Genomic DNA, 19,589 nt, shown 5'->3' with positions numbered 1-19,589 from the left:
GAATCTACATGGACCATACCCGCCTGCGCGTGGCCGGCATCAAAGCCACCTTCCCGCGCCTGAAGATCCTGGACATCTTCCACCAGCACGCGGACCAGCACATGAGCGCGGCGGACATCTACCGCAACCTCATCTCGGAACACAGCAGCATCGGCCTGGCCACGGTTTATCGCGTCATCACGCAACTCGAAGACGCCGGACTGCTCAAACGAACTCAGCTCGACTCGCACTGCACCGTGTACGAGTTGAATGACAAGGGACACCACGACCACCTGGTCTGCCGCCATTGCGGCCGGATCCTGGAGTCCAGCGACCCCGAAATGGCGCAACTGGTGCGTGATATCGCCAGGCAACGCGGTTTCGCGCTGGACTCCTACAGCCTGGTGCTTTACGGCGGCTGCGGCTGCCGCAAGGCCGCGCCCGCCCTTTCCATCGGAGAATTCGAATGAACCGCGACCAGTTTTTCTTCCACGACCTATCCCACTTCCCCATCGTCACCGCCAAGCACGGCGGCGCCCCGGCCGGCTATTCCGCCAGTTGGATCCGCGAGATGGAGATGCTGGTCGACAACCCCGAGACCTTCGTCATGGTGGTGCCCGACATGCGCACCGAGGCCAGCCACGGCGACCGCAAGGCGATGATCGACTGGCAGACCGCCAACATGCCGCGGCTGAAGGCCCGCTGCCGCGCGTTCATCGCCGTCGAACGCGACGCCGACGCGCTCGACAAGATCCGCAAACGCGGCGAAAAGATGGCGCGCGCCTTCGGCATGCCGTTCCTGGCCGTGGCCACGCCGCATGAAGCGGTGCAGTGCGCGCGCGAATTGCTCGGCCAGGCCGGCCCCGGCGGCTTCGTGATCGACTGACGCGCCACAACGCTTGCACGCTGCTTTCAAGCGCGCCTTCGGGCGCGCTTTTTTTGCGTCTGGGGCCTGCGCAGGGCCGTAAATCGCTGTGCCAGGGCTTATTGCCGAAATTAGAATGCAATATTGATAAATTTGCGATTGTGGCAAAAGGTGTTGCTGGAATAAATTCCACCACTGGCCCAATCGCCTGGCCCACAGGCCCCGGGGCTGGCATTGCAGCGCGCCGGGCTCCCGGAAAGCGCTCTTTCCGCGGCGCAACCCACCCTCGCTTGCGTGGTCCGACGCCGTTGGCCGTGGCGTTCACAAGACGGCACGGCGCGCGGCCATCCCAAGGACCGCCGCCTCCCGCGCCGTTCATAGCGGTTGCCAGCCGCCCGGACTCGACATTGAGATTTACGGCACGCACATCAATGAAGCGATTCCAATTCGACAGCACCGCGCTTCGTTACTTTCTCACTGTCGTCGACACAGGGTCCGTCAATGGCGCCGCCGCGCGGCTCAATGTCGTCAGCTCGGCCGTCAGCCGCCAGATCGCCGGCCTGGAGCAACGCCTGCACAACCAATTGTTCGAACGCCACCCAAAGGGCATGCGGGTCACCGAAGTCGGCCGCATCCTGGCCGACCACGCGCGCCGCGTCGAGGCGGATGCCGCCCGCACCTATGCCGAAATCGATGGCCAGAACGGCCGCTACACCCAGACCGTGAAGATCGCCGGCGCGCCCGGCTTCGCCGCCTACGCCCTGCCGCGCAAGTTCGCCGCCTTCCAGGCCGAACACCCGACCATCCGCTTCAAGCTGCACATCCTCGACGCCGGCCTGGTGTCCGAGCGGGTCCGCTCGGCGCAGGCCGACATCGGCGTCACCTACAGCCACACGGCGGAAAAGGACATCGCCGTGATCTATTCGCATCCCGCCGAGATCGTCGCGGTGATGCGCCCCGGCCACCCGCTGGCCGCCTGCGAATCGCTGCACATCACGCAGCTTTCGGCCTATCCGCTGGCGCTGCCGGATGGCGGCAGCGCCTTGCGGCAGGTGCTGGACATGGCCTGCAGCCTGTACAACGTCACGCTGTCACCGGCCTTCACTTCGAATCTGCCGGGCGCGGCCTACCACTACGTCCTGGCCAGCGACGCGGTCACCCTGTGCGCCCGCCTGACCGCCGTCGAGCACCTCGAAAGCGGGCGGCTGATCTGCCGGCCCATCAACGACGCGCTGCTCAACGCCGGCCAACTGCAGTTCCAGACGCACGCCTCGCGCCCCCTGTCGGACGCCGCGCACCGCTTCCTGCGCTTCATCCGCAGCGACGCCCCTCAACTGTTCTGACCCTGCTGCGACGCCCGCCAACGCGCGGGAAAGCCAGGCCGTACCGCAGCGTTGCCGAAAGCAGAATGCCGGGGTGAAAAATGATCAATTGTTAAATTTGTAATTCAAATTTACAGTCTGCCGGATTTTCCGCGACCACGCTTTGACGGGTCAGCCCCAAGACAGACACAGGAGCCCCCCACCATGCTTAAGAACCTGAAGATACGCACCGGCCTGCTGGCCGTGATGGCCATCTTCCTCCTGGCGCTGACAACGGCCACAAGCATGGGCTGGATCTATGCGCGGGACGCCGACGTCGCGGTGGACGACCTGAACTCGGTCGCCGCCGAGCAGACCCGGCCGCTGTACGAAACGCAGACGCTGCTGCTGCGCAGCCGGCTGATGCTGGTCGCCGCCTACCTGGACATCGTGTCCGGCAAGGGCAGCCAGGCCCAGGGCAGCGTCGACCAGGCCACGCAGTACCTGCAGGAAGCGCGCAAGCACTTCGCCATCTACCAGCGCGTGCCCAAGAGCACCGAGGCCGGCCTGAAGCTGGCCAGCGAACTGGACACCGTCTTCACCGCCTATGTGCGCAGCATCGAGGCGCTGGAGCAGGCGCTGCAGAAACAATCCGCCGATGGCTATGCCGCCGCCGTGGTGGACACCCGCGGCGCCGACGCCCGCTTCGCCGAACGCGTGACCGCCTTCCTGGCGCACACCGAACGCCGCAGCGCCGAGATCAATACCGCGTCCGACCTGCGCTACGAACGGGCCGAGCTGTCCACCATCATCATGCTGGCGCTGGCCGCCGCGCTGGCGCTGGGCTGCTGGCGCTTCATCGGCCGCCAGGTGCTGCAACCGCTCAGGGACGCCGCGGTGCATTTCGACCGCATCGCCTCCGGCGACCTGACCCAGCGCGTCACGGTCAATTCCAAGAATGAGATCGGCGTGCTGTTCACGGCGCTCAAGCGCATGCAGGAGAGCCTGACCCGCACCGTCAGCGAAGTGCGCCGCAGCGTCACCGAGATCAACACCGGCGCGGCCGAAATCGCCTCGGGCAACACCAACCTGTCGGCTCGCACCGAGGAACAGGCCGCGTCGCTGGAAGAGACCGCCGCGTCCATGGAAGAATTGGCCACGGCCGTCAAGCAGAACACCGAGCACGCGCACCAGGCCAACACCCTGGCGGCCGAGAGCCGCGCCATCGCCCTGCGCGGCGGCGAGGCGGTCGGCCAGGTGGTCCAGACCATGGCCCGCATCTCGGAAAGCTCGCGCCGCATCTCGGAGATCGTGTCGGTGATCGACGGCATCGCCTTCCAGACCAACATCCTGGCCCTGAACGCGGCGGTCGAGGCCGCCCGCGCCGGCGAGCAGGGCAAGGGCTTCGCGGTGGTCGCCGGCGAGGTGCGCACGCTGGCCCAGCGCAGCGCCCAGGCCGCCCGCGAGGTGAAGGACCTGATCGAACAGTCCTCCAGCAACGTCGAAAGCGGCGCCGACCAGGTCCGCGCCGCCGGCGACACCATGCAGGAAATCGTGGCGTCGGTGCAGCGCGTCACCCAGATCATGGCGGAAATCACCGAGGCCTCGACCGAGCAGTCCGTCGGCATCGACCAGATCAACGGCGCCGTGACGCAGATGGACGACGTCACCCAGCAGAACGCCGCCCTGGTCGAGGAAGCGGCGGCGGCGGCCTCGTCGCTGGAGGAACAGGCCAAGCGCCTGGCCGCCAGCGCCGCGTTCTTCAAGCTGCCGGCCGGGACGGTGATCGACGTCACGCCCCAGGCCATCTCCGCGCCATTGAGCCCTGCCTACGTGAACTGAAAGGGTCGGTAACGCGGACGCGCCGATTTAAGACTGCGCCCGATCGGCCGTTGTCCAGAAGGTCAGGCCCCGCTCCCCCTGCGGCCGGCCTTCCCCCGACCACGAGCCCCCCCCGCATGAGCCGCGCCCTCGCCTGTCATTTTTGCCTCTCGACGCTGGCGCAAGGCGCCCCGCTGCTGGAACGGAACGGCACGGCCATCTGCAAGGCCTGTGTCGACGCCTTCTCCGTCGAATTCACCGAGCGGGCCTGGGCCATGGCGTCATCGCTGGACGAACAGCTCGACGTGCTGCTGCTCGAAAGCAAGCGGGCGCTGGAACAAAGCGCCACCCTGGCCGAGCGCGCCCGGGGCTGCGGCCTGAGCCTGGCCGACCTGTCGGCGATGCCGCCGCGCACCCTGTCCTGATCCGTCGGCCCGGCCGACAAGTGATGGCGGTGGCCGCCGCCTTGACCTCAACCACGGTTGAGGTTTGATACTGCGGCTTCGTCAATACGCTTGTCCACGGAGCCTTCGCATGTCGTCCCGCATCACCCCAGCCCTGTCCTCGCTCGCCTTCATCAACCCGCCCGGCCTGTACGACCCCCGCCCCAATGGCTACTCGCACGTCGCCGTGGCCGACACGCCCGCCCGGCTGGTGTTCGCCGCCGGCCAGGGCGGCGAAAACACCCGGGGCGAGCTGTCGCCCGACTTCCTGGCCCAGGTGCGCCAGGCGCTGGACAACGTCCAGACCGCCCTGCAGGCGGCTGGCGCCACCCTGTTCGACGTCGCCAAGCTGACCGTGCTGGTGGTCGACCACAGCCAGGAGCGCCTGGCGCTCTTCTCAAACGAGATCAAGTCACGCTGGGGCGTGCACCTGGCGCCTGCCTGCACCCTGATCCCGGTGCCGCGGCTGGCGTTGGATGGCATGCTGGTGGAAATCGAGGCAACGGCGCTGCTGCCGCTCTGATCCACGCCGCCCCAGGCGGCGTGGACGCGCCGGCAATCAGGCGCCGCCGACCGGGCTGCGCTCCAGCAACGCCCGGATCATCTGCAACTGCGTCTCGAACCCCTGCAGGCGCGCATCCTGGTGCGCATTCACCGCCTGATTCCAGGCCTGCAGCGTTTCCAGTATCCGCGGCGCCTGGGCCAGCCCCTGCGCGCATTGATCCAGCACCTGGCTCTGCGCCTTCTGGACGTCGCCCAGCTCCGCCAGCACGCCGGCGGCGCGGCGCAGCTCGGCCGACTCCTCGGTTGACGCATCCGCCAACGCCCGTACCGCGCCGACCACGGCGCCACCGCGCTCGATCAGCAGCGTCAGCGCCTCGTCGATCGAGTCCGAGCGCGCCTTGACGGTGTTCACCTGCGCGATCGCCGCGTCTTGCCAGTCGCCGATCTGCTCGAAGCGCGCCTCGATCTGCGCCTGCACACGCTCGTCGCGTTCGCGCGCCTGCGCCAATTGCCGCTGCAAGGCCTCGTGCGACTGCAGCGTCTCGGCCTGGCGCTGCGCCAGCCGCTCGACCAGTTCGCCCAGGTGGTGCACCTGGCGCGCCAGCATCTGCTCGTTCACCACGTCGCCAGGCATGATGCTCAGGCGCTGGTTGCGAACGTCCAGGCACTCCAGCATGAACTTGCGGACGGCGCGGATGTAATCCTCGATCTGCCCCCGCAGCAGCACCATCATCAGGCCCAGCAGGATCGAGCCCACCAGGCCGAAGAGCGATGCCGCGAAGGCCGTGCCCATGGCGGTCAGCGGACTCTGCAACTGCGCCACCAGGCGCCCGAAGACCTGCTCGACCTGGGACCCATCGACGGAGTTCGTGTTGAGTTCCGCCAGCATCCCGCCGACATCGCCCAGCGTATAGATCAGGCCGATGAACGTGCCGACCAGGCCCAGCGCCACCATCAGGCCGACCAGGAAATCCGGCAATATCTGGGCCTGATAGACGCGCACCCGCAGGTCCTGTACGTCCTTTTCCAGGGCCTCCTGCCCCAGCGCCAGCGTTTCCTGGCGCAGCAGCACCTTGCCCAGGGTGGTCTTGACATAAGGCAGCGTGCGCCAGTCCTTGCCCTGGCCCTCGACCTCGGCGATGAATCGCCTCAGGGCATCCCATCGCGTGTTGATCCGCAGGCTCTGGTTGACGATGAGCAGGGTGCCCACCGCGATACCCGTCAGGATCACGAAGGTGATGGCATGGCCTGATCCCAGCGCCAGCTTGATCAGGTCCGGCCAGATGGCTGACGCCACCGCCGCGCAGATCAGCGGCGACAGCACCTTCGCCACTTGCCAGCGTATCGATCGGAAACGAATCATGATCGGCTCCTCAAGGCTCGACGGACATGGAGACCGTCATGTCTTTCTGCCCGGCGGGCGCCGGGGTCATGTGCATCCGGATCTGCCCGGGCGCCACTTTCCGCTTCATCAAATAGTCCTTGATAGAAATGAGATAGAACAAAGCCGTGCGCTTGTTTTCGGTAAGCGCGTAATTCGGCACATAGATCACCACGTCGATGCTGGCGCCGCTGTCGCGCCGCGCCTCGAACTCCTTGAGCGTGCGTTGCAGGTCGTCCTCGATCTGCTGGCGGAAACGGCGGTCTTCCTGCGGCATCGTCGGCCCGAACTTGTCGACCGGCTTCTGTTTGCCCGCTCCCGCCTCGTTGCGACCCGCCGCGTTGCCGCCCGCGCCATGCTCCAGCGCGGCCTGCTTCTTGCGCAAGGCAGCCAGTTCCTGCCGCAGGGCATCGTTCTCGCGGCGCAAGGTGGCATGCTCCAGGGCTTCCTCCTCCCTGGCGGCGGCAGCGCTTGCCTGCGCCTCCCGCCTGGGGGAGGCATCGTCCCGCGCCGCGCCTTCGCGCCCACCGGACACGGCCCTGACATCGGCGCTGGAAGCGGGCTCCGCGTGAACGGCGGCCGGTATGCCCGGCGCGTCACCGCCTGCCTCCGCCGTCTGTTCAGGCCGCGGGTCGTTGCCAGGCGGCGCCGATGCCGGCTGCGCGGGCGGCGAGGCCTGCGCCTTTACATCGTCGGCGCTATCGGAGGCATCCATCGCCTCCTCCGCATGTGCGTCCTGCGCCTGATCGCCCCCGTCGCGCGCCTGCGGCTGCGCGACAGCCCGCGCGGCGGGATCCTTGCCGCCCGCCGACGCTCCGCCCGTGCCATCCCCCGCCAGCGAGGCCGAGGCCGCCCGCGATTCATCCAGGCGCTGCTCGACCAGCGCCCGCTGGATCGCCATCTTGGCCATGATGCCGCTGAACATCCCCAGCGACATGGCCAGGATCACGATCACGAAGACCAGCGCCAGCACCAGGTTGGAGAAGGCGTCCACGAAGCCCGGCCAATAGTTGATGTTTGACGAAGATTGACTTTGCATCACAACCCTCTCAGATGACCGGATGGGCGCTGGAATGCAGCGCGCTGTCCAGCGCAAGCGCGACGTGGGTGTCCACGATCACCTGCAGCGCCAGTGAGGATTCGGTGAACACCGTGTAATCGGCTCCGTCGTTCCCTTTGATCTGGCCGCTTTCCGTCCAGAACCGCGCGCCACCCAGTTGGCCGAACTGCAGCACATCGTGCTCGCCTCCCTGTACCACCAACTGGCGGAACGCGCCGTTCAACAAGCCGTCGTTGCTCAGGGACATGGCCGACCCGACATCCGACATCAGCCGCACATCGGTAGAGTCCATGACCAGGGTGTTGCCCTGCTCATGGGCCGCCTTGTCGGCGTCCAGATCCACCGCGTTGATCGTGCCGTGGCTGCGCGCGAAATCGACCAACTGCCCGTCGCCCGTGACCTCGACTTTCTTGTCAACGATGCCGAAGGCGCCATTGGCCAGGAACACCATGCCGGGCTCGCCATGCGTCATCGGGTCGGACAGCGGCCCGTCCGCGCCGGCCGGGGTCACGGTCGCCAACAAGGTATGACTCTGGCCATCGTCGACCTGGGCCTGGAAGGAGAAGGCGGTGGGGTCCCCGGCCTCGTTGACCGCGTTGCCCAACACGGCGGACTCGAACTGCGCGAATCCGGTCAGCGGCGCGAAGGCGGTCTCTCCAGGCTTGATGACGCTGACATGCCAGTCATCTCTCAGGACCCCCTGCTGGAACAGCGTGGAATCCAGGTAGTGCCATCCCGCCTCCAGGTGCAGGGAGGCATACTGCCCGTGGGGCATTCCCCTGTCGGGCGACAGCAGGGTGTAGCCGTCGATTTTGAGCTGAACCTGATCGTCCCGGGTCGTGCTGCGGATCAGCCAGGTGCCGGCCTCCGCCTGCGCGACATGGAACCAACCCGTCGCCCGCCCGATCAGCGAAGCGTCGGACATGGTCACGCCGCTGTCGAACGCGTGCCGCCAATCGTAGGGCAGGTTGTCGGCCATGCGGGACACCACCGGCGCCACGGTCGCGGTCAACGCCAATGCGTCCGGGAAGCTGCGGTTGGCATCTTGGGGCAGGTTCCAGAACTGCACGCGCAGCCCCTCTGCCGTTCGATGCGCCGTCAAGTCCACCACCTGCAACGTCTCGCCCTTGCCCAGGGGCGCGCTCAACGTATAGTCCAGCTTCACGTGGTGCGCCGTGTCCTTCGCCCCCAGGGCCACGCCCTGCTCGGTCGGACCGGTTTGCACGTCGCGGATCACGCTGAACTCGGATTCGCCTGGGCGGCGCCATTGCATCACCCAAGACCCCACCCCGCCGGTGTTGCCGGTATCGACCCGCAGGTAGTGCCAGCCCGCATCCAGGCTGACGTCGCCTTGGATGCCATTTCGCAGATACTCGCGGCCGACCATCACCCGGTCGCCATCAACGCTGACGATCTCGAAATCGTCCACCACCGGCGATCGGAATGTCCAGATGCCGGCCTGTTCGGGGCTGACGTGGAACCAGCCGCTGCCAACGTAGTTGGCGATGGTGGCATACGGCACACCCGGCAGCAGCGCGCTGTTGTACCCCCTGAAGTTAAGCTCCGGCAACTGCCCCTGGCCAGCGGGATTGACCGTGGAAGTCGCCCAGATGTTGTTGATATTGGTCGCCTGCGCACTCCCCATATTCCACGCGAATACCGAGAACCCGCCGGTATCGAGCTGCACCGCGCTGCCCAGCGCCGCGTCGCCGTTCTGAACGCTGACCGGCGTGACGACCTGGCCCGGCGCAGGGGCGGCGATGGTCAACGCGAACGGCTGCGAGGTTGCCCCCTTGACGCCCGGTTCGTTCTCCACCGCCACGGTCAACGTGTGCGAGCCATTGTTCAGCCCTGGCGACACGTAGGTCCAGTTGCGGCCATTGGCATGGACGCTGGCGTAGCCCATCCGGGTATCGCCGTCATACAGGACGACCCGCTCGCTGCCCAGCAGACCGCGGTCCAGCGCCCCGCTCACCACCAGCGCGGCGCTGGCGATCGTCGCGCCAGACTCCACGCCGGACAATCCGCTGGCTTGGGGCGTCGACACGGACAATATCGTCGCCGCTGTCGCAATGGCAGCCTCGTCGATGAGCACGGGCAGCGCCTGCGCCGCGGCAACGCGCGTATGCGTCGGCCCCTCGACCTGCACGGTCAGGGTCTGTGCGCCCACGCCCAGCCCCATGCCCGCGGCAGGGGTGAACGACCACGCGAAGCGGCCGTCCTTGTCCGCGGCGCCCTGTACCGTGGCATCGCCCAGCCGCACGGTTTCGCCGTTCAGCGTGCGGTACACGCCCAGGACCTCGTCCCGTCCCAGCCCGTGAGACAACGATCCGTTCAAGGCTTGCGCCGGATCCACGCGGCTGGCGAGCGCATCGATGCGGATGGCGTCGTCACCCAGCACCACGACCGGATAGGCAGCGGCATGGACCGGATCCGGCGCGGGCACCGGCTGCTCGTTGATGCGCAGCGAGAACGTGTGTTCGCCCTCGGACAAGGGCGGCGCGTTGAAACGCCAGCGCGTGCCGACAACCGCGGCTGCGCCCAGCAGCACGTCGTTGTCGAAGACCTGCACCAGGTCGCCGGCGCGCGGCTCCCGCGCCAGCGTGCCGAAGATCCCGACCCGCTTGCCATCCAGGCTCTGGCCAGGTCGGACACTTTGCGCCGCAAGCGTGTCGAAACGGCTGCCGGCCGACAGCACCTGCCCGGTCGGCAGGACGATCACGGCCTCGATCAACCCCGCCTGCAAGGGGTCCGGCGCGGCGTCATGCACGTTGACGGCCAGCGTCTCGAACACCAACGGCGTCGTGGGGCTGTTGCCGGCGCCGCCGATCGAGATCTTGAAGTCGTGCTGGCCATTGCCCAGCGGCACCTCGATGTCGAAATGCCACTGCTGCTCTTGAACACTGGCGCGTCCCAGGAGCTGGGCGCCGTCGCGGACTTCCACGTACTCGCCATCGGCCAGCGGCGCGGCCAGCGCTCCGCTGATCGTGAACTGCCGCTCGCTGGTGTTCTGCCCCACCACGACGCCCTTGGCGTCCTTGACCTCGATGCCCTCCAGCCCTTGCAGGTGGAAGCTGAAGGTGGGCGAAGGCCTGCCATGGATCGCGCTATCCTGCGCGGTATAGGTGGTACCCGCCCGCGCCGCGTTGTCCACTGTCGCGAACAGATTGACGGTGCCGAGCGCCATGTCCACGTCGCTGCGCCATTGCCAATTGGTTCCGGTGACCGTGGCCTCACCCAGGTAACTGACGTTGCCCTGGCCGTCATCCTGCCAGAGGCGCAACACCTGCGCGTTCGACAACGCCGCGCTGAGCCTGCCGGAAACCAGCGGACGCCGGAAGTCGATGTCCCCACCCATCGGCACATTGCCCACGACCGGGCCGTCATCGTCGCGCACGGTCACGATCGACACGGTCTGGGCGGGCGTGCTGCTGTCCTTGCGGAAGGACACGCTGTCCCCGGTCTCGGCAATGGCGGTGGTGGCCCCCACCACTTCCACCGACAGGACGTGCCGGCCGTCCAGCAGCGGCGCATCCGGCCGGAAGGACCATTTCAGCGGGTCGGCCCTGTCGATCACGGCCTGGCCCAGCTCGGAGGTGGCGCCATTGAAGGTATCCGACACGCGCAGGCGTTGCCCGAACTCGGCCAGCGGCGCGCTCAATGTGCCTTTGATGAGCGGAGTGGCCTCGTCGGTCAGGCGCGAGCCTGGATCTTGATCCAGCAGGTTGCCCTGCAAGGCCCCCGTCTGGTCGTTCAGCTCGGTGATGGTGAGATGCTGGACCTGGAAATTGGCTATCGCCGCGGCGATGTCGTTGCCGATCCCCGTCAACCGGTTCTCGGGAATCGCGCTCAGCGTGTAGGAGCCCGACGGCAGGGCCTCGCCTATCCGGAACTCCCAGGTCGTGTCGGTCAACATCCGGGCCACGCCCAGCCGCTGCCGCTCGCCGTCCTGCGGTTGTCCGTAGACCACGATCTGATCCTGTCCACCCAAAGCGGTGCTGACGGTGCCGCGCAATGTCGCGATCTGGCCCTCGATGGTGGAATTGGCGCTCAACTGGCCCGGCCGCTGGCCGTCGATCAGCCCCGTGATCGACGCGAACAGATCCGGACTCGGCCCGCTTCCGGCCGCCACCAGCGTCAACGCCGTCTGCGCCGACAACGCGGGCGCCACGCTGGCATCCCCGGCATCCACGCCCGCTGGCAGCGCCACCACGCTGTACTGATGATCCCCCGCCAACTGATCGGAAGACGTCAGCGCATAGCTCCATTTCTTGCCTTCCAGCGTCGCGCTTCCCAATGCCACGCCATCGCGCCGTACCTGCAGCGTGGTCCCGGCCGGCAACTCGCTCGCCAGGTGGCCGGACAACATCAGGTCGCCGCTGCCGATCAACGCCACCAGTCCGCCGTCCGCCAGGAGCTGCGCGTTGTCAGGCGCGTCGATCGTGATCGCATTCTGGTAGACGGTGGTCCGCGCCTCGCTGTCCGGGGCCGGCGCCAGCGTCGCCAGATTGACCGGTCTGACAGCCACCTGGTGGGCGCCCGGCGACTGCGCCCACAGCGTGTAGGACCAATTGGTACCCGAGGCATCGAACCCGGCCAACCCCACGTCCTTGCCGTCGATGGACACCATGACGCCCATGCCCGGCGTCACCGCCTCGGTGGTGGTGCCGGTCAGCATCGTCAAGCCGCGGTCGGTGAAGATGGGCTCGGCGCCTGTCGTCAAGGTGACGCCGAACGCGGGCGCGTCGGCGCCGCTCACCATGACATTAACGGGCGCCAGGCTCCGTACCGCCTCGACCGGCACGCCGCCATCGAGCAACACGTATTCGACCCGGTGCATGCCCGTCGCCAGGTCCGCGCGCAGTTGGAACGTCCACGCGCCGTCCGCGCCGACGGACGCCTCGCCTGCCGCGTCACCATCGACCAGCACGCGCACCGACAGTCCCTGCGTTCTATCCGTATTCACCCTGGCCCGCAGGATCGGACGCAGCGTTTCGACAGCGCCCTGCGCCGACAGGTCCTGCACCGATATCGGCGAGAGCGACAGCACGTTGACATCGACCGTATCCGACCGCACCGCGCCGAAGCTATCCCCTCTGTTCTCGATGGCCGCGTAAATATGGCTTGCGCCGGCCGGCAGCGATACCGGCGGCCGCAACGACCAGGTCAGGCCGTCGGTATTGGCCGTGCCCAGCAGTTGGACAACACCGTCATGCTCGGCGTAGACCCGCAGCACCTCGAAGGCGTTCAGCGCCTGCCCCAAAGTGCCCGACAAGCGCGGACGCGTATCGTCGAGCACCGCCGTCGTCACCACCTCGCGCCGCGGCACCTCCTGCCCGCGCGCGGTCCGGTCCCACGTACCCAGCAGATTGTTCGAATCCAGCACCGACGTGATGGCCACCGCATGACCCGGCCGCAGCGTCGACACCGTGATTTCCGGGGTTTGCGCCGACATGCGCGACACCCCGTCGGACGTCAGCAGCACGGCGCTGAAGCGCTGGCTGCCCGCCTCCACGTCCGCCTGCGGCGTGAAGGACCACGACACTCCGTCGGCGTCCATCTGGGCCTCGCCGAGCCTGTTGCTGCCTCGGAAGATCGCCAGCACCTCGCCACTGCCGAGCGGCTGGGCCAGATGGCCCTTCAAGGTCGGACGCGCGTCGTCGGTGCGCATGAGGACCGGGCGTCCGTTTGCCCCGAGGGATTCAAGCGCGAACAGATCTCCGCGGACATCCCCCTGGTCATCGATCAGCGCCGTGATGCTCACGGACTGCTGGTGCACGACGAAGTCCGACGAAAGCGGGCCTTGCAGGGCCTGAGGATCCGCCCGGTTGACCACGCGGGCATTGAATACCGTGTCGCCAAAGGGAAGCTCCCGGTCGACCTGGAACGTCCATTCGGCATTCGCATCCACGGTGGCATAGCCCAGGAGGACCTGATCGGCCTGCCCGGGCAAGCGGCCGTACACCGCCACGCTCAGCCCCCCGGCCAGCCGCGCGGAAACACTGCCCTTGAGCTGTGGCAGCGCGTCGTCGGACGGCACCCCGGTGGCGTTGGCGCCCGTGAATGAGGATCCCGCCCCGTATATGTCGCGGGCCTGGCTGATCGTCGCGGTCTCGGTGGGCGCGCCACCGTCGATGTAGACCGTATGCGATGCCGACACCGCCCGCAGTTCGGCGCCGTCATGGTCCGTGACCTGGACCGCGATGACATGGGCGCCATCCCCGAGGACTTCGTCATCGGCCAGCGTGCCCGACCACGTCAGGCTGGCCTGATCGAACGTGACATGGCCATCGCGAGGCACATCGTCGATAACCAGCTTGAGGACTTCGCCCTCTCCCAGCGGCGCGCCCAGGTGACCGCCAAAAACGAACTTCCCCTGTTTCGAGGCGCCATCGACCCCGGGCAGCAGGATGTTCTGGTCCAGGTGCGCCGGATCCGCGATGGAGTCCAGGGTTACCTGTTGCACATGGATGGTGAATTCCGACGAGGCATCGCCCTCCTTGCCCAATACGATATTCTCGACTCGCGCCAGGAACGTATGGACACCAGCCCCAAGCGGTTCCCGGTTCTGGAAAGTCCACTCGGTGTCCGTGGCCAAGGCTTCTCCCAGCCGCACCATCTGACCGTCGATACGGTCATACAACACCACGCGGCGGGTATCGGCGTTGATCGGTTTGTCGAGCTTGCCGCGCACGATGCCGCGAGTGTCATCGGTGCTGACGCCCGCCTGCGTCAACAGGGCCTGCAGCGGCCCGGCGTGGTCTTCGTAGCCGACGATTTCCGCGTGTTCCTGGGGAACCTGGGTGTCGACCGTGAAGCCCACCTTCGTCACCGCCCGCACCGCGCGCGTGGAGGCATCCTCGATACGCGCCGACACCTCGTAGCGTCCCTCCTGCCAGACTCGCGGCGCGCCATTGCTTTGCGGCAGGCTGAAAGTCCAGTCGGTGCCGTTCGCCTCGAACTTCGCCACGCCAACCGGCGTGAACAGCGCGGCGCCCTCGCCCTTCACGTAGATCGTCACCCGCTCCGACGGCAGCAGCAGCGGCGCCCCGAGCTGGCCACGCAGCGTCACTTGGTTGTCGGCGGTGCCATGGCCATCCCGGCCCAGCACATTGACGCCCGTGGTCGGTTCGACCACTTCGGACACCTGGATGCTGTTCACGTTCACCGAGGTCGCCAGCGTATTGCTGGTCAGCCCCGAATTGACCGCCACCACTCGCGCGTGAAGCGTCGCGAGCCCATCCGGCAATGCTTCGGTCAGGGTGTAGGTCCAGTTGACGCCGTTCAGGGTTGCCGCGCCCAGGCGGCGCATGGCGCCGTCCTCGCGCGACAGGAACACCTGCACTTGCTGGCTCGCCCCCACCGCCTCGCTCAGAGTGCCGCTGACGACCGGCCTCCGGTCGTCGGTGCTGGCGCGAAAGCCGACCGGCCCCACCTGCGAGCCATCGGCGCCCACGCGATCGGTTACGTTCACCGTCAGCACCACCGCCGTCACCGGCTGGGCGACGGCGTCGATCGTGATGGGAACCGTCGAATCCGACAGCAGGACCTGAGGCCTTGCACCTGCGACGATCCGCTCCACCCTGACCTGGAACCCGTGCGCGCCGTTGCTCAAACCCGCGGTTGGCTGGAAGCTCCAGGTGGTGTCCGCCACGGTCGCCACGCCCAGCAGGACCGCAGCGGTGCCATCGACCGAATCATAGACCGCGACGCGCTCATTCGGCCCCAGCGGCATGCCCAGCCTGCCCGACAACTGCGGGCGCACGTCGTCGGTGAAGGGCGGCTGGGCAAACAGCTTCGCATCCAGCAGATTGCCCTGCAGCGCACCGACACTGTCCTGGACCGCGTTGATGGTCAGTTGGCTTTCCCTGGCGGTGAATGTCTGGCCCACCGGTCCCAATTGCCCGTTGGCCCGGTTGACGATCCGGGCCGAGAACGTATGGTCACCCAGTTCCAGGCCTCCGGGCGGCGTGAAGCGCCAACTGCCGTCGGCGGCGTCGGCATTGAGCGTGGCCAGGCCCAGTACGTTCTCGACCACCCTGCCATCGGGCTGTCTCACGGAATCTACGATCTGCACCGCGCGCGATGCCGGCAGCGTATTCCCGTCCAGCAGCACGCCCGAGATCAGCGGCCGGCGATCATCGGTGCTCTGACCGGGAGCCAGCGCGCCGACGAAGCCGCTGTTGCCCGGAATCTGGTCACGAACCTCAGTGATGTTGACGACCCCCGTGGGCGTGCCATCATCGAAGTCAATTTCCCGGTCCACCGCCAGACGAATCTGCCCGCTGGCCGTGTCCACCACTCGCACCGACAAGGTGGAATGCCCTTCCGGCAACTCACCCGCGCCGCCTTGCGACGCGCCCAGCTCCAGTTGCCAGGTGAATCCGCCCTGCGGGCGCTCGATCAGCGAAGCTTGGCCCAGCACCGTCTCCTTCCCTGCTTGCGCCGCCACGATCTGCAACGCCTCGCCCTCTCCCAGCGCGGTGCCCAGTTGGCCGCGCAGCACCGGCGCATGGTCGTCGGTCAGGAACGGACCGTCGCCGTCGAACACATTGCCCCTGATGGGGCCGGCGGCGTCATCCAGCTCGCTGAAGGTCAGGCTGTTGATCCGCAGATCGAATTCGGCATGCCGCGGTCCCATGGCGTCGCCGCCATTCACCACGCCCGCCATCAGGCGATAGTTGCCCTCGGCCAGCGGGGGATCGATCCGCAGCGACCAGGCCAGGCCCGTTTCATCAATCTGCGGCTGGTAGGAGAAGGACCGGCCGGGATTGTTGACGTCCTCCACGCGGACTTGCAGGCGTTGCCCCGCGAGCAACGGGCCTGACAGCGTCCCGGACAGCGAAGGTTGCGTGTCGTCGGTGGAAGCGCCGCTGACGATCAGGCCCGTGTAGACGCCCACGTCATCCATGACCTGGTCGATCACCACCTGCTGCTCGGGCAGCTCGGTGCTTACGATGACGGCAGGCGGAGCCGCGCTGAGCAGGGCCTGTGGCGCCCCATCCTCCGGCCCGGCGCGCTCGACCACGGCGCGCAGCCGGTGGACGCCATCCCTCAGTTCGCTGTCAGCGGGGAATTCGTAGCGCCACGTCGCTCCCGAGCCTTCGCTGGCAGGCGTGACGTCCGCCTTGCCCACCAGTGTCGGCGCGCCGCCATTGAGGGCGTCGTAGATGGCCACGTACTCGCCTGGCGCGGGCAGGCTGCCCAGCGCGCCCGTCAGGATAGGCTGGGTGTAGTCCGTCACGGGACTCGTGGTCTCCAACAGGTTGACTTCGGTCACGCCCGGAACGATCACGCCGTCGAACGACAGCGACTGCACGTTGACGTCCCAGGAGCCCCAGTTGGACGTTGCGTCCGGCGCATCGGCATCGACGCCCTCGGGATAGACCGGCGCGTACGCATCCAGGCCCGGCGAGAACACCTTGACCACGACGTGATGGCTGCCAAACGCCATGTCCGACACCGGCGTGAAGGACCATTGCGGCAATTGCCCCTCGCCGGCCGGCGCCACGTTGGCGTAACCCAGCAAGCGTTCGGCCCCGCCGTTCAGGCTATCGGCCAGCACCAGCACCTGGTCGCCTTCCAGCGCCGCGCTGAGCGTGCCGCTGAAGGAAGGCCGCCGATCGTCGGTGCTCATGTTGGAACTGAGCGCGCCCACGAAATCGTAGGGATCGGTGGATGGATCGCCGACGTCGTCGGCCACCATGACGATCTGCGCGGCCTGGGTCGGCTGTATGCCGACCAGCGTGGGCTCGGTGTACTGGTACGGGTGCGACACGGTTTCCGTCGTGTTGCCGGCCACGTCGCTGATGCGCGCCAGGATGTCGCCCGCGCCGTACCTGGAGAATCCCACCGCGACGCTCCATGACGCGCCGTCGGCCGACAGCTCGCCCACGGTCCACGTGGCGCCGCCGTCGATCGACACCATGATCCGGTCGTCACTGGTCACCGTGCCAAGCACCTTGCCGCGGATTGTCTGCGCCGGCTGCGTGAACAGGAAGCCGCCCGGCAGCACCGCGCCCGCGAACGGCGTGCTGATGCTGTCGATGGAAGCCACGCGGGCGTCCGGCGGCGTGACGTCCAGCACGAATGCATGCGAGGCGCCGGGCAGCGTCAACGGCTGCTCGCCGTCGACACCAGACACCGCCACACGCGTCAGCAGCCGCGCGTCCTCGCCTTCGCCGTCCAGCCGCAGGAAGCCGGAGACCCAGGTGCCGCCGCTCGCGCCATCAGCGGCGGGCGTCGCCTCGGCCTCCACCCAGGTCTTGCCGCCATCGGCCGACACCTCGATATGGGTGTTGGGCCCCAACGTGCCGAGATAGTGGCCGGACACGGCCTGCACCGGCTGATTGGTGATGAAGTCGCTGGGCGAAACGCCGGTATCGGCGCTCAGGCCGGTGATCTCATCGACCTCCACGCTGACCAACCCATAGGTCCGCAGGTCGGATCCGGCGATCAACTCGCCCTGGTCGTCGACGATTGCCGCGAACAAGCGCTTGGCGCCGTCCTCGCCCAATGTGTTCTCGCCGTAGTCCCCGGCCCGCAGCACCACGCTGCCGGCGGCCACGTCCTCCGCCGTCAACACGCGCGACAGGATGGTGCGGCCATCGAGCAGATGCAGCTCGACGCGCTGGCCGGCGCTGATGCGGTCGGCGCTGCCGGTCCATGACACCGTCACCGACGGCTGCGCATCCTTGCCCAGCGCATCGAGCGCGGGGAGGGGCGACGCCTCCGCGTCCGTGAACGTCGCCGCCACGGACGCCCAGGGCATCTGCGGCAACGTGAAGGTATCGAACAGGGCGGGATCGACCAGCCTGCCGAGCAGCACATTGGCTTCCTGCATGGCCGCCAGCAGGACCGCGCCCTCGATCGTCGGCGCGATCCGCAAGGCGCCATCGGCATCCGGCGCCAGGCCGCCGGCCAGGAGCTGCAGGGTGTTGCCCAGCGCGCCCGACACCGAATCCATGCCGGCCAGGGCCGCCAGCACCTTGCCATAAGCCTGCGCCGCGACCGACGCCTGCGCGAACGTGTCGGCATTGATGGCCACCACCGGCCCCAGGATGTCGACGAGCTGCGCATCGCTGGTGAACTGCGACATGAGCTTGGTCACCGCGGCCGCCATCGCGTTGACCTGCTCGGCCGACACCCCGTCCAGCGGCGCGGAGGGATCGGCCGGCGCGCCCACCAGGCGCGTGACGAGTTCGGTCAGCGGCGTCACCGAGATCGACAGTTCGGTCTGCCCCTCGGCGCGGTAGCCGATTGCGCTCAGCGTGGGGAAATCCGTCGCGGCGAATTGCGCCGCCTGCTCCGCCGTCATCCCCTGGGCCAGCGCCAAGGCCTGGCGATATTCATCGATATAGCCCTGGCCGTCGCGCGCCTTGTCGGACACCACCACGCGCACCAGGCCGACATAGTCGGACGGCAGTTCGGCGCGGTAGGACAGCACCTGGCCGCCGGGTCCCAGCACCAGGTCGCCCTCGCCCAGCGACTGCCCCTGGCCGTCGTACAGCGAAATCGACAGCGTCTGCGCATGGTTGAACACCCCGGCCGCGATGCCCCCCGTGACCGTGACGGCCGGCTTTGCCGGCGTGTCGCCGTCAGGGTCCGGCGTCGGCGACGGCGTGCTCCCGCCAGCCTCCGGCTGCTCCCCGGCGTCTGGCGCGGGCGCCGGCGCGGCCGGCCTGTCTTCTTCCTTGCCCTTGCTCTTGCCCTTCTGGCTGGACAGCCCCAGCGCCAGGCCAACGAGGCCGACCACGCCGAACATCCAGCCGTACTCCTGGTACCAGGCCAAGGGTTCCCCCGTGCCTTTGCCATCCTCCTTGGGCGCGCCCTGCGCGCTGTCCGACGGCACGGCCGCCGCCTCCTCGGCGAAGCCGAGCGTCTCTTGCGTCGTGGGTTCGGAGATCGGCACCTGCAGCGCCTCGGCGGCGTCCTTGAGCGCGGTGCTGTCGATATCCACCTTGGAGAACAGCTCCGCACCCGACAGCGATTGGTCATCGAACTGCAATTCGGGCGAGGGGCGCTCCAGGATCTTCACTGCCAGGCCGGGCAACAGCACTCGGCTGCCATCCTTCATCAGCGCGACCACGTCGACACCGACGATCGCCATGGCCTTGACGTCGGAGAGCTTGAAGTTCAGCGGAATGCGGCCGTCTTTGGCAAAGGTGGAGAGCGTCCTGAATCGATTTTTCATGGCGGTGGTTTCACAAAAGGAGAATCAAAATCCCGGGCCTGT

9 protein-coding genes are annotated in these 19,589 nt (G+C 67.6%); 6 read left to right on the top strand and 3 right to left on the bottom strand.

Features of this window, described 5'->3' with window-relative positions; genetic code table 11:
- Window positions 1-8 precede the first annotated feature (8 nt).
- The 6 genes from ACUDCK_RS04120 (at window position 9) to ACUDCK_RS04095 (ending at window position 4,932) form a co-directional block, all read left to right on the top strand.
- Window positions 9-449: a Fur family transcriptional regulator gene (locus ACUDCK_RS04120; RefSeq protein WP_054501883.1), complete on the top strand. Its 441-nt coding sequence runs from the start codon at window positions 9-11 to the stop codon at window positions 447-449.
- The gene (locus ACUDCK_RS04115; RefSeq protein WP_054501884.1) at window positions 446-865 is read left to right on the top strand and encodes a hypothetical protein; all 420 of its coding nucleotides are present in this window, start codon (window positions 446-448) and stop codon (window positions 863-865) included. Before ACUDCK_RS04120 ends, ACUDCK_RS04115 begins: the two co-directional genes overlap by 4 nt.
- Window positions 866-1,275: 410 nt before the next feature.
- Window positions 1,276-2,187, top strand: a complete 912-nt coding sequence (locus ACUDCK_RS04110) for a LysR family transcriptional regulator (protein WP_064526510.1) — start codon at window positions 1,276-1,278, stop codon at window positions 2,185-2,187.
- A gap of 183 nt (window positions 2,188-2,370) precedes the next feature.
- Window positions 2,371-3,987, top strand: coding sequence for a methyl-accepting chemotaxis protein (locus tag ACUDCK_RS04105; protein WP_054501886.1), 1,617 nt, complete (start codon window positions 2,371-2,373; stop codon window positions 3,985-3,987).
- A 116-nt stretch (window positions 3,988-4,103) separates the two neighbouring features.
- Entirely contained in the window at window positions 4,104-4,391 is a 288-nt protein-coding gene (locus ACUDCK_RS04100; protein ID WP_054501887.1) for a hypothetical protein, read from the top strand.
- A gap of 109 nt (window positions 4,392-4,500) precedes the next feature.
- Window positions 4,501-4,932, top strand: coding sequence for a RidA family protein (locus tag ACUDCK_RS04095; protein ID WP_054501888.1), 432 nt, complete (start codon window positions 4,501-4,503; stop codon window positions 4,930-4,932).
- Window positions 4,933-4,968: 36 nt separating this feature from the next.
- On the opposite strand, the gene ACUDCK_RS04090 is transcribed toward ACUDCK_RS04095, so the two are convergent.
- The 3 genes from ACUDCK_RS04090 to ACUDCK_RS04080 are packed head-to-tail and all read right to left on the bottom strand — an operon-like array spanning window position 4,969 to window position 19,547.
- The gene (locus tag ACUDCK_RS04090) at window positions 4,969-6,276 is read right to left on the bottom strand and encodes a hypothetical protein (RefSeq protein ID WP_175168159.1); all 1,308 of its coding nucleotides are present in this window, start codon (window positions 6,274-6,276) and stop codon (window positions 4,969-4,971) included.
- A 10-nt stretch (window positions 6,277-6,286) separates the two neighbouring features.
- On the bottom strand, window positions 6,287-7,333 hold the full coding sequence (locus ACUDCK_RS04085) for a hypothetical protein (RefSeq protein WP_175168158.1): 1,047 nt from the start codon (window positions 7,331-7,333) through the stop codon (window positions 6,287-6,289).
- A 10-nt stretch (window positions 7,334-7,343) separates the two neighbouring features.
- Window positions 7,344-19,547 carry a hypothetical protein gene (locus ACUDCK_RS04080; RefSeq protein WP_175168157.1) on the bottom strand — a complete coding sequence of 4,068 codons (12,204 nt, stop codon included), beginning with the start codon at window positions 19,545-19,547 and terminating at the stop codon, window positions 7,344-7,346.
- Window positions 19,548-19,589 lie beyond the last annotated feature (42 nt).

Source organism: Achromobacter sp. CF-sbj1-Ac2-l (genome assembly GCF_052698165.1).
Note: the sequence above shows the minus strand (reverse complement) of the source record. Positions and strands in the feature narration are given on the sequence as shown.

Excerpts from the sequence above, each read along its gene's own strand:
- ACUDCK_RS04080 (WP_175168157.1), bottom strand. The coding sequence starts at position 19,547 with ATGAAAAATCGATTCAGGACGCTCTCCACCTTTGCCAAAGACGGCCGC.
- ACUDCK_RS04085 (WP_175168158.1), bottom strand. The coding sequence starts at position 7,333 with ATGCAAAGTCAATCTTCGTCAAACATCAACTATTGGCCGGGCTTCGTG.
- ACUDCK_RS04105 (WP_054501886.1), top strand. The coding sequence starts at position 2,371 with ATGCTTAAGAACCTGAAGATACGCACCGGCCTGCTGGCCGTGATGGCC.
- ACUDCK_RS04120 (WP_054501883.1), top strand. The coding sequence starts at position 9 with ATGGACCATACCCGCCTGCGCGTGGCCGGCATCAAAGCCACCTTCCCG.
- ACUDCK_RS04100 (WP_054501887.1), top strand. The coding sequence starts at position 4,104 with ATGAGCCGCGCCCTCGCCTGTCATTTTTGCCTCTCGACGCTGGCGCAA.
- ACUDCK_RS04115 (WP_054501884.1), top strand. The coding sequence starts at position 446 with ATGAACCGCGACCAGTTTTTCTTCCACGACCTATCCCACTTCCCCATC.
- ACUDCK_RS04110 (WP_064526510.1), top strand. The coding sequence starts at position 1,276 with ATGAAGCGATTCCAATTCGACAGCACCGCGCTTCGTTACTTTCTCACT.
- ACUDCK_RS04095 (WP_054501888.1), top strand. The coding sequence starts at position 4,501 with ATGTCGTCCCGCATCACCCCAGCCCTGTCCTCGCTCGCCTTCATCAAC.
- ACUDCK_RS04090 (WP_175168159.1), bottom strand. The coding sequence starts at position 6,276 with ATGATTCGTTTCCGATCGATACGCTGGCAAGTGGCGAAGGTGCTGTCG.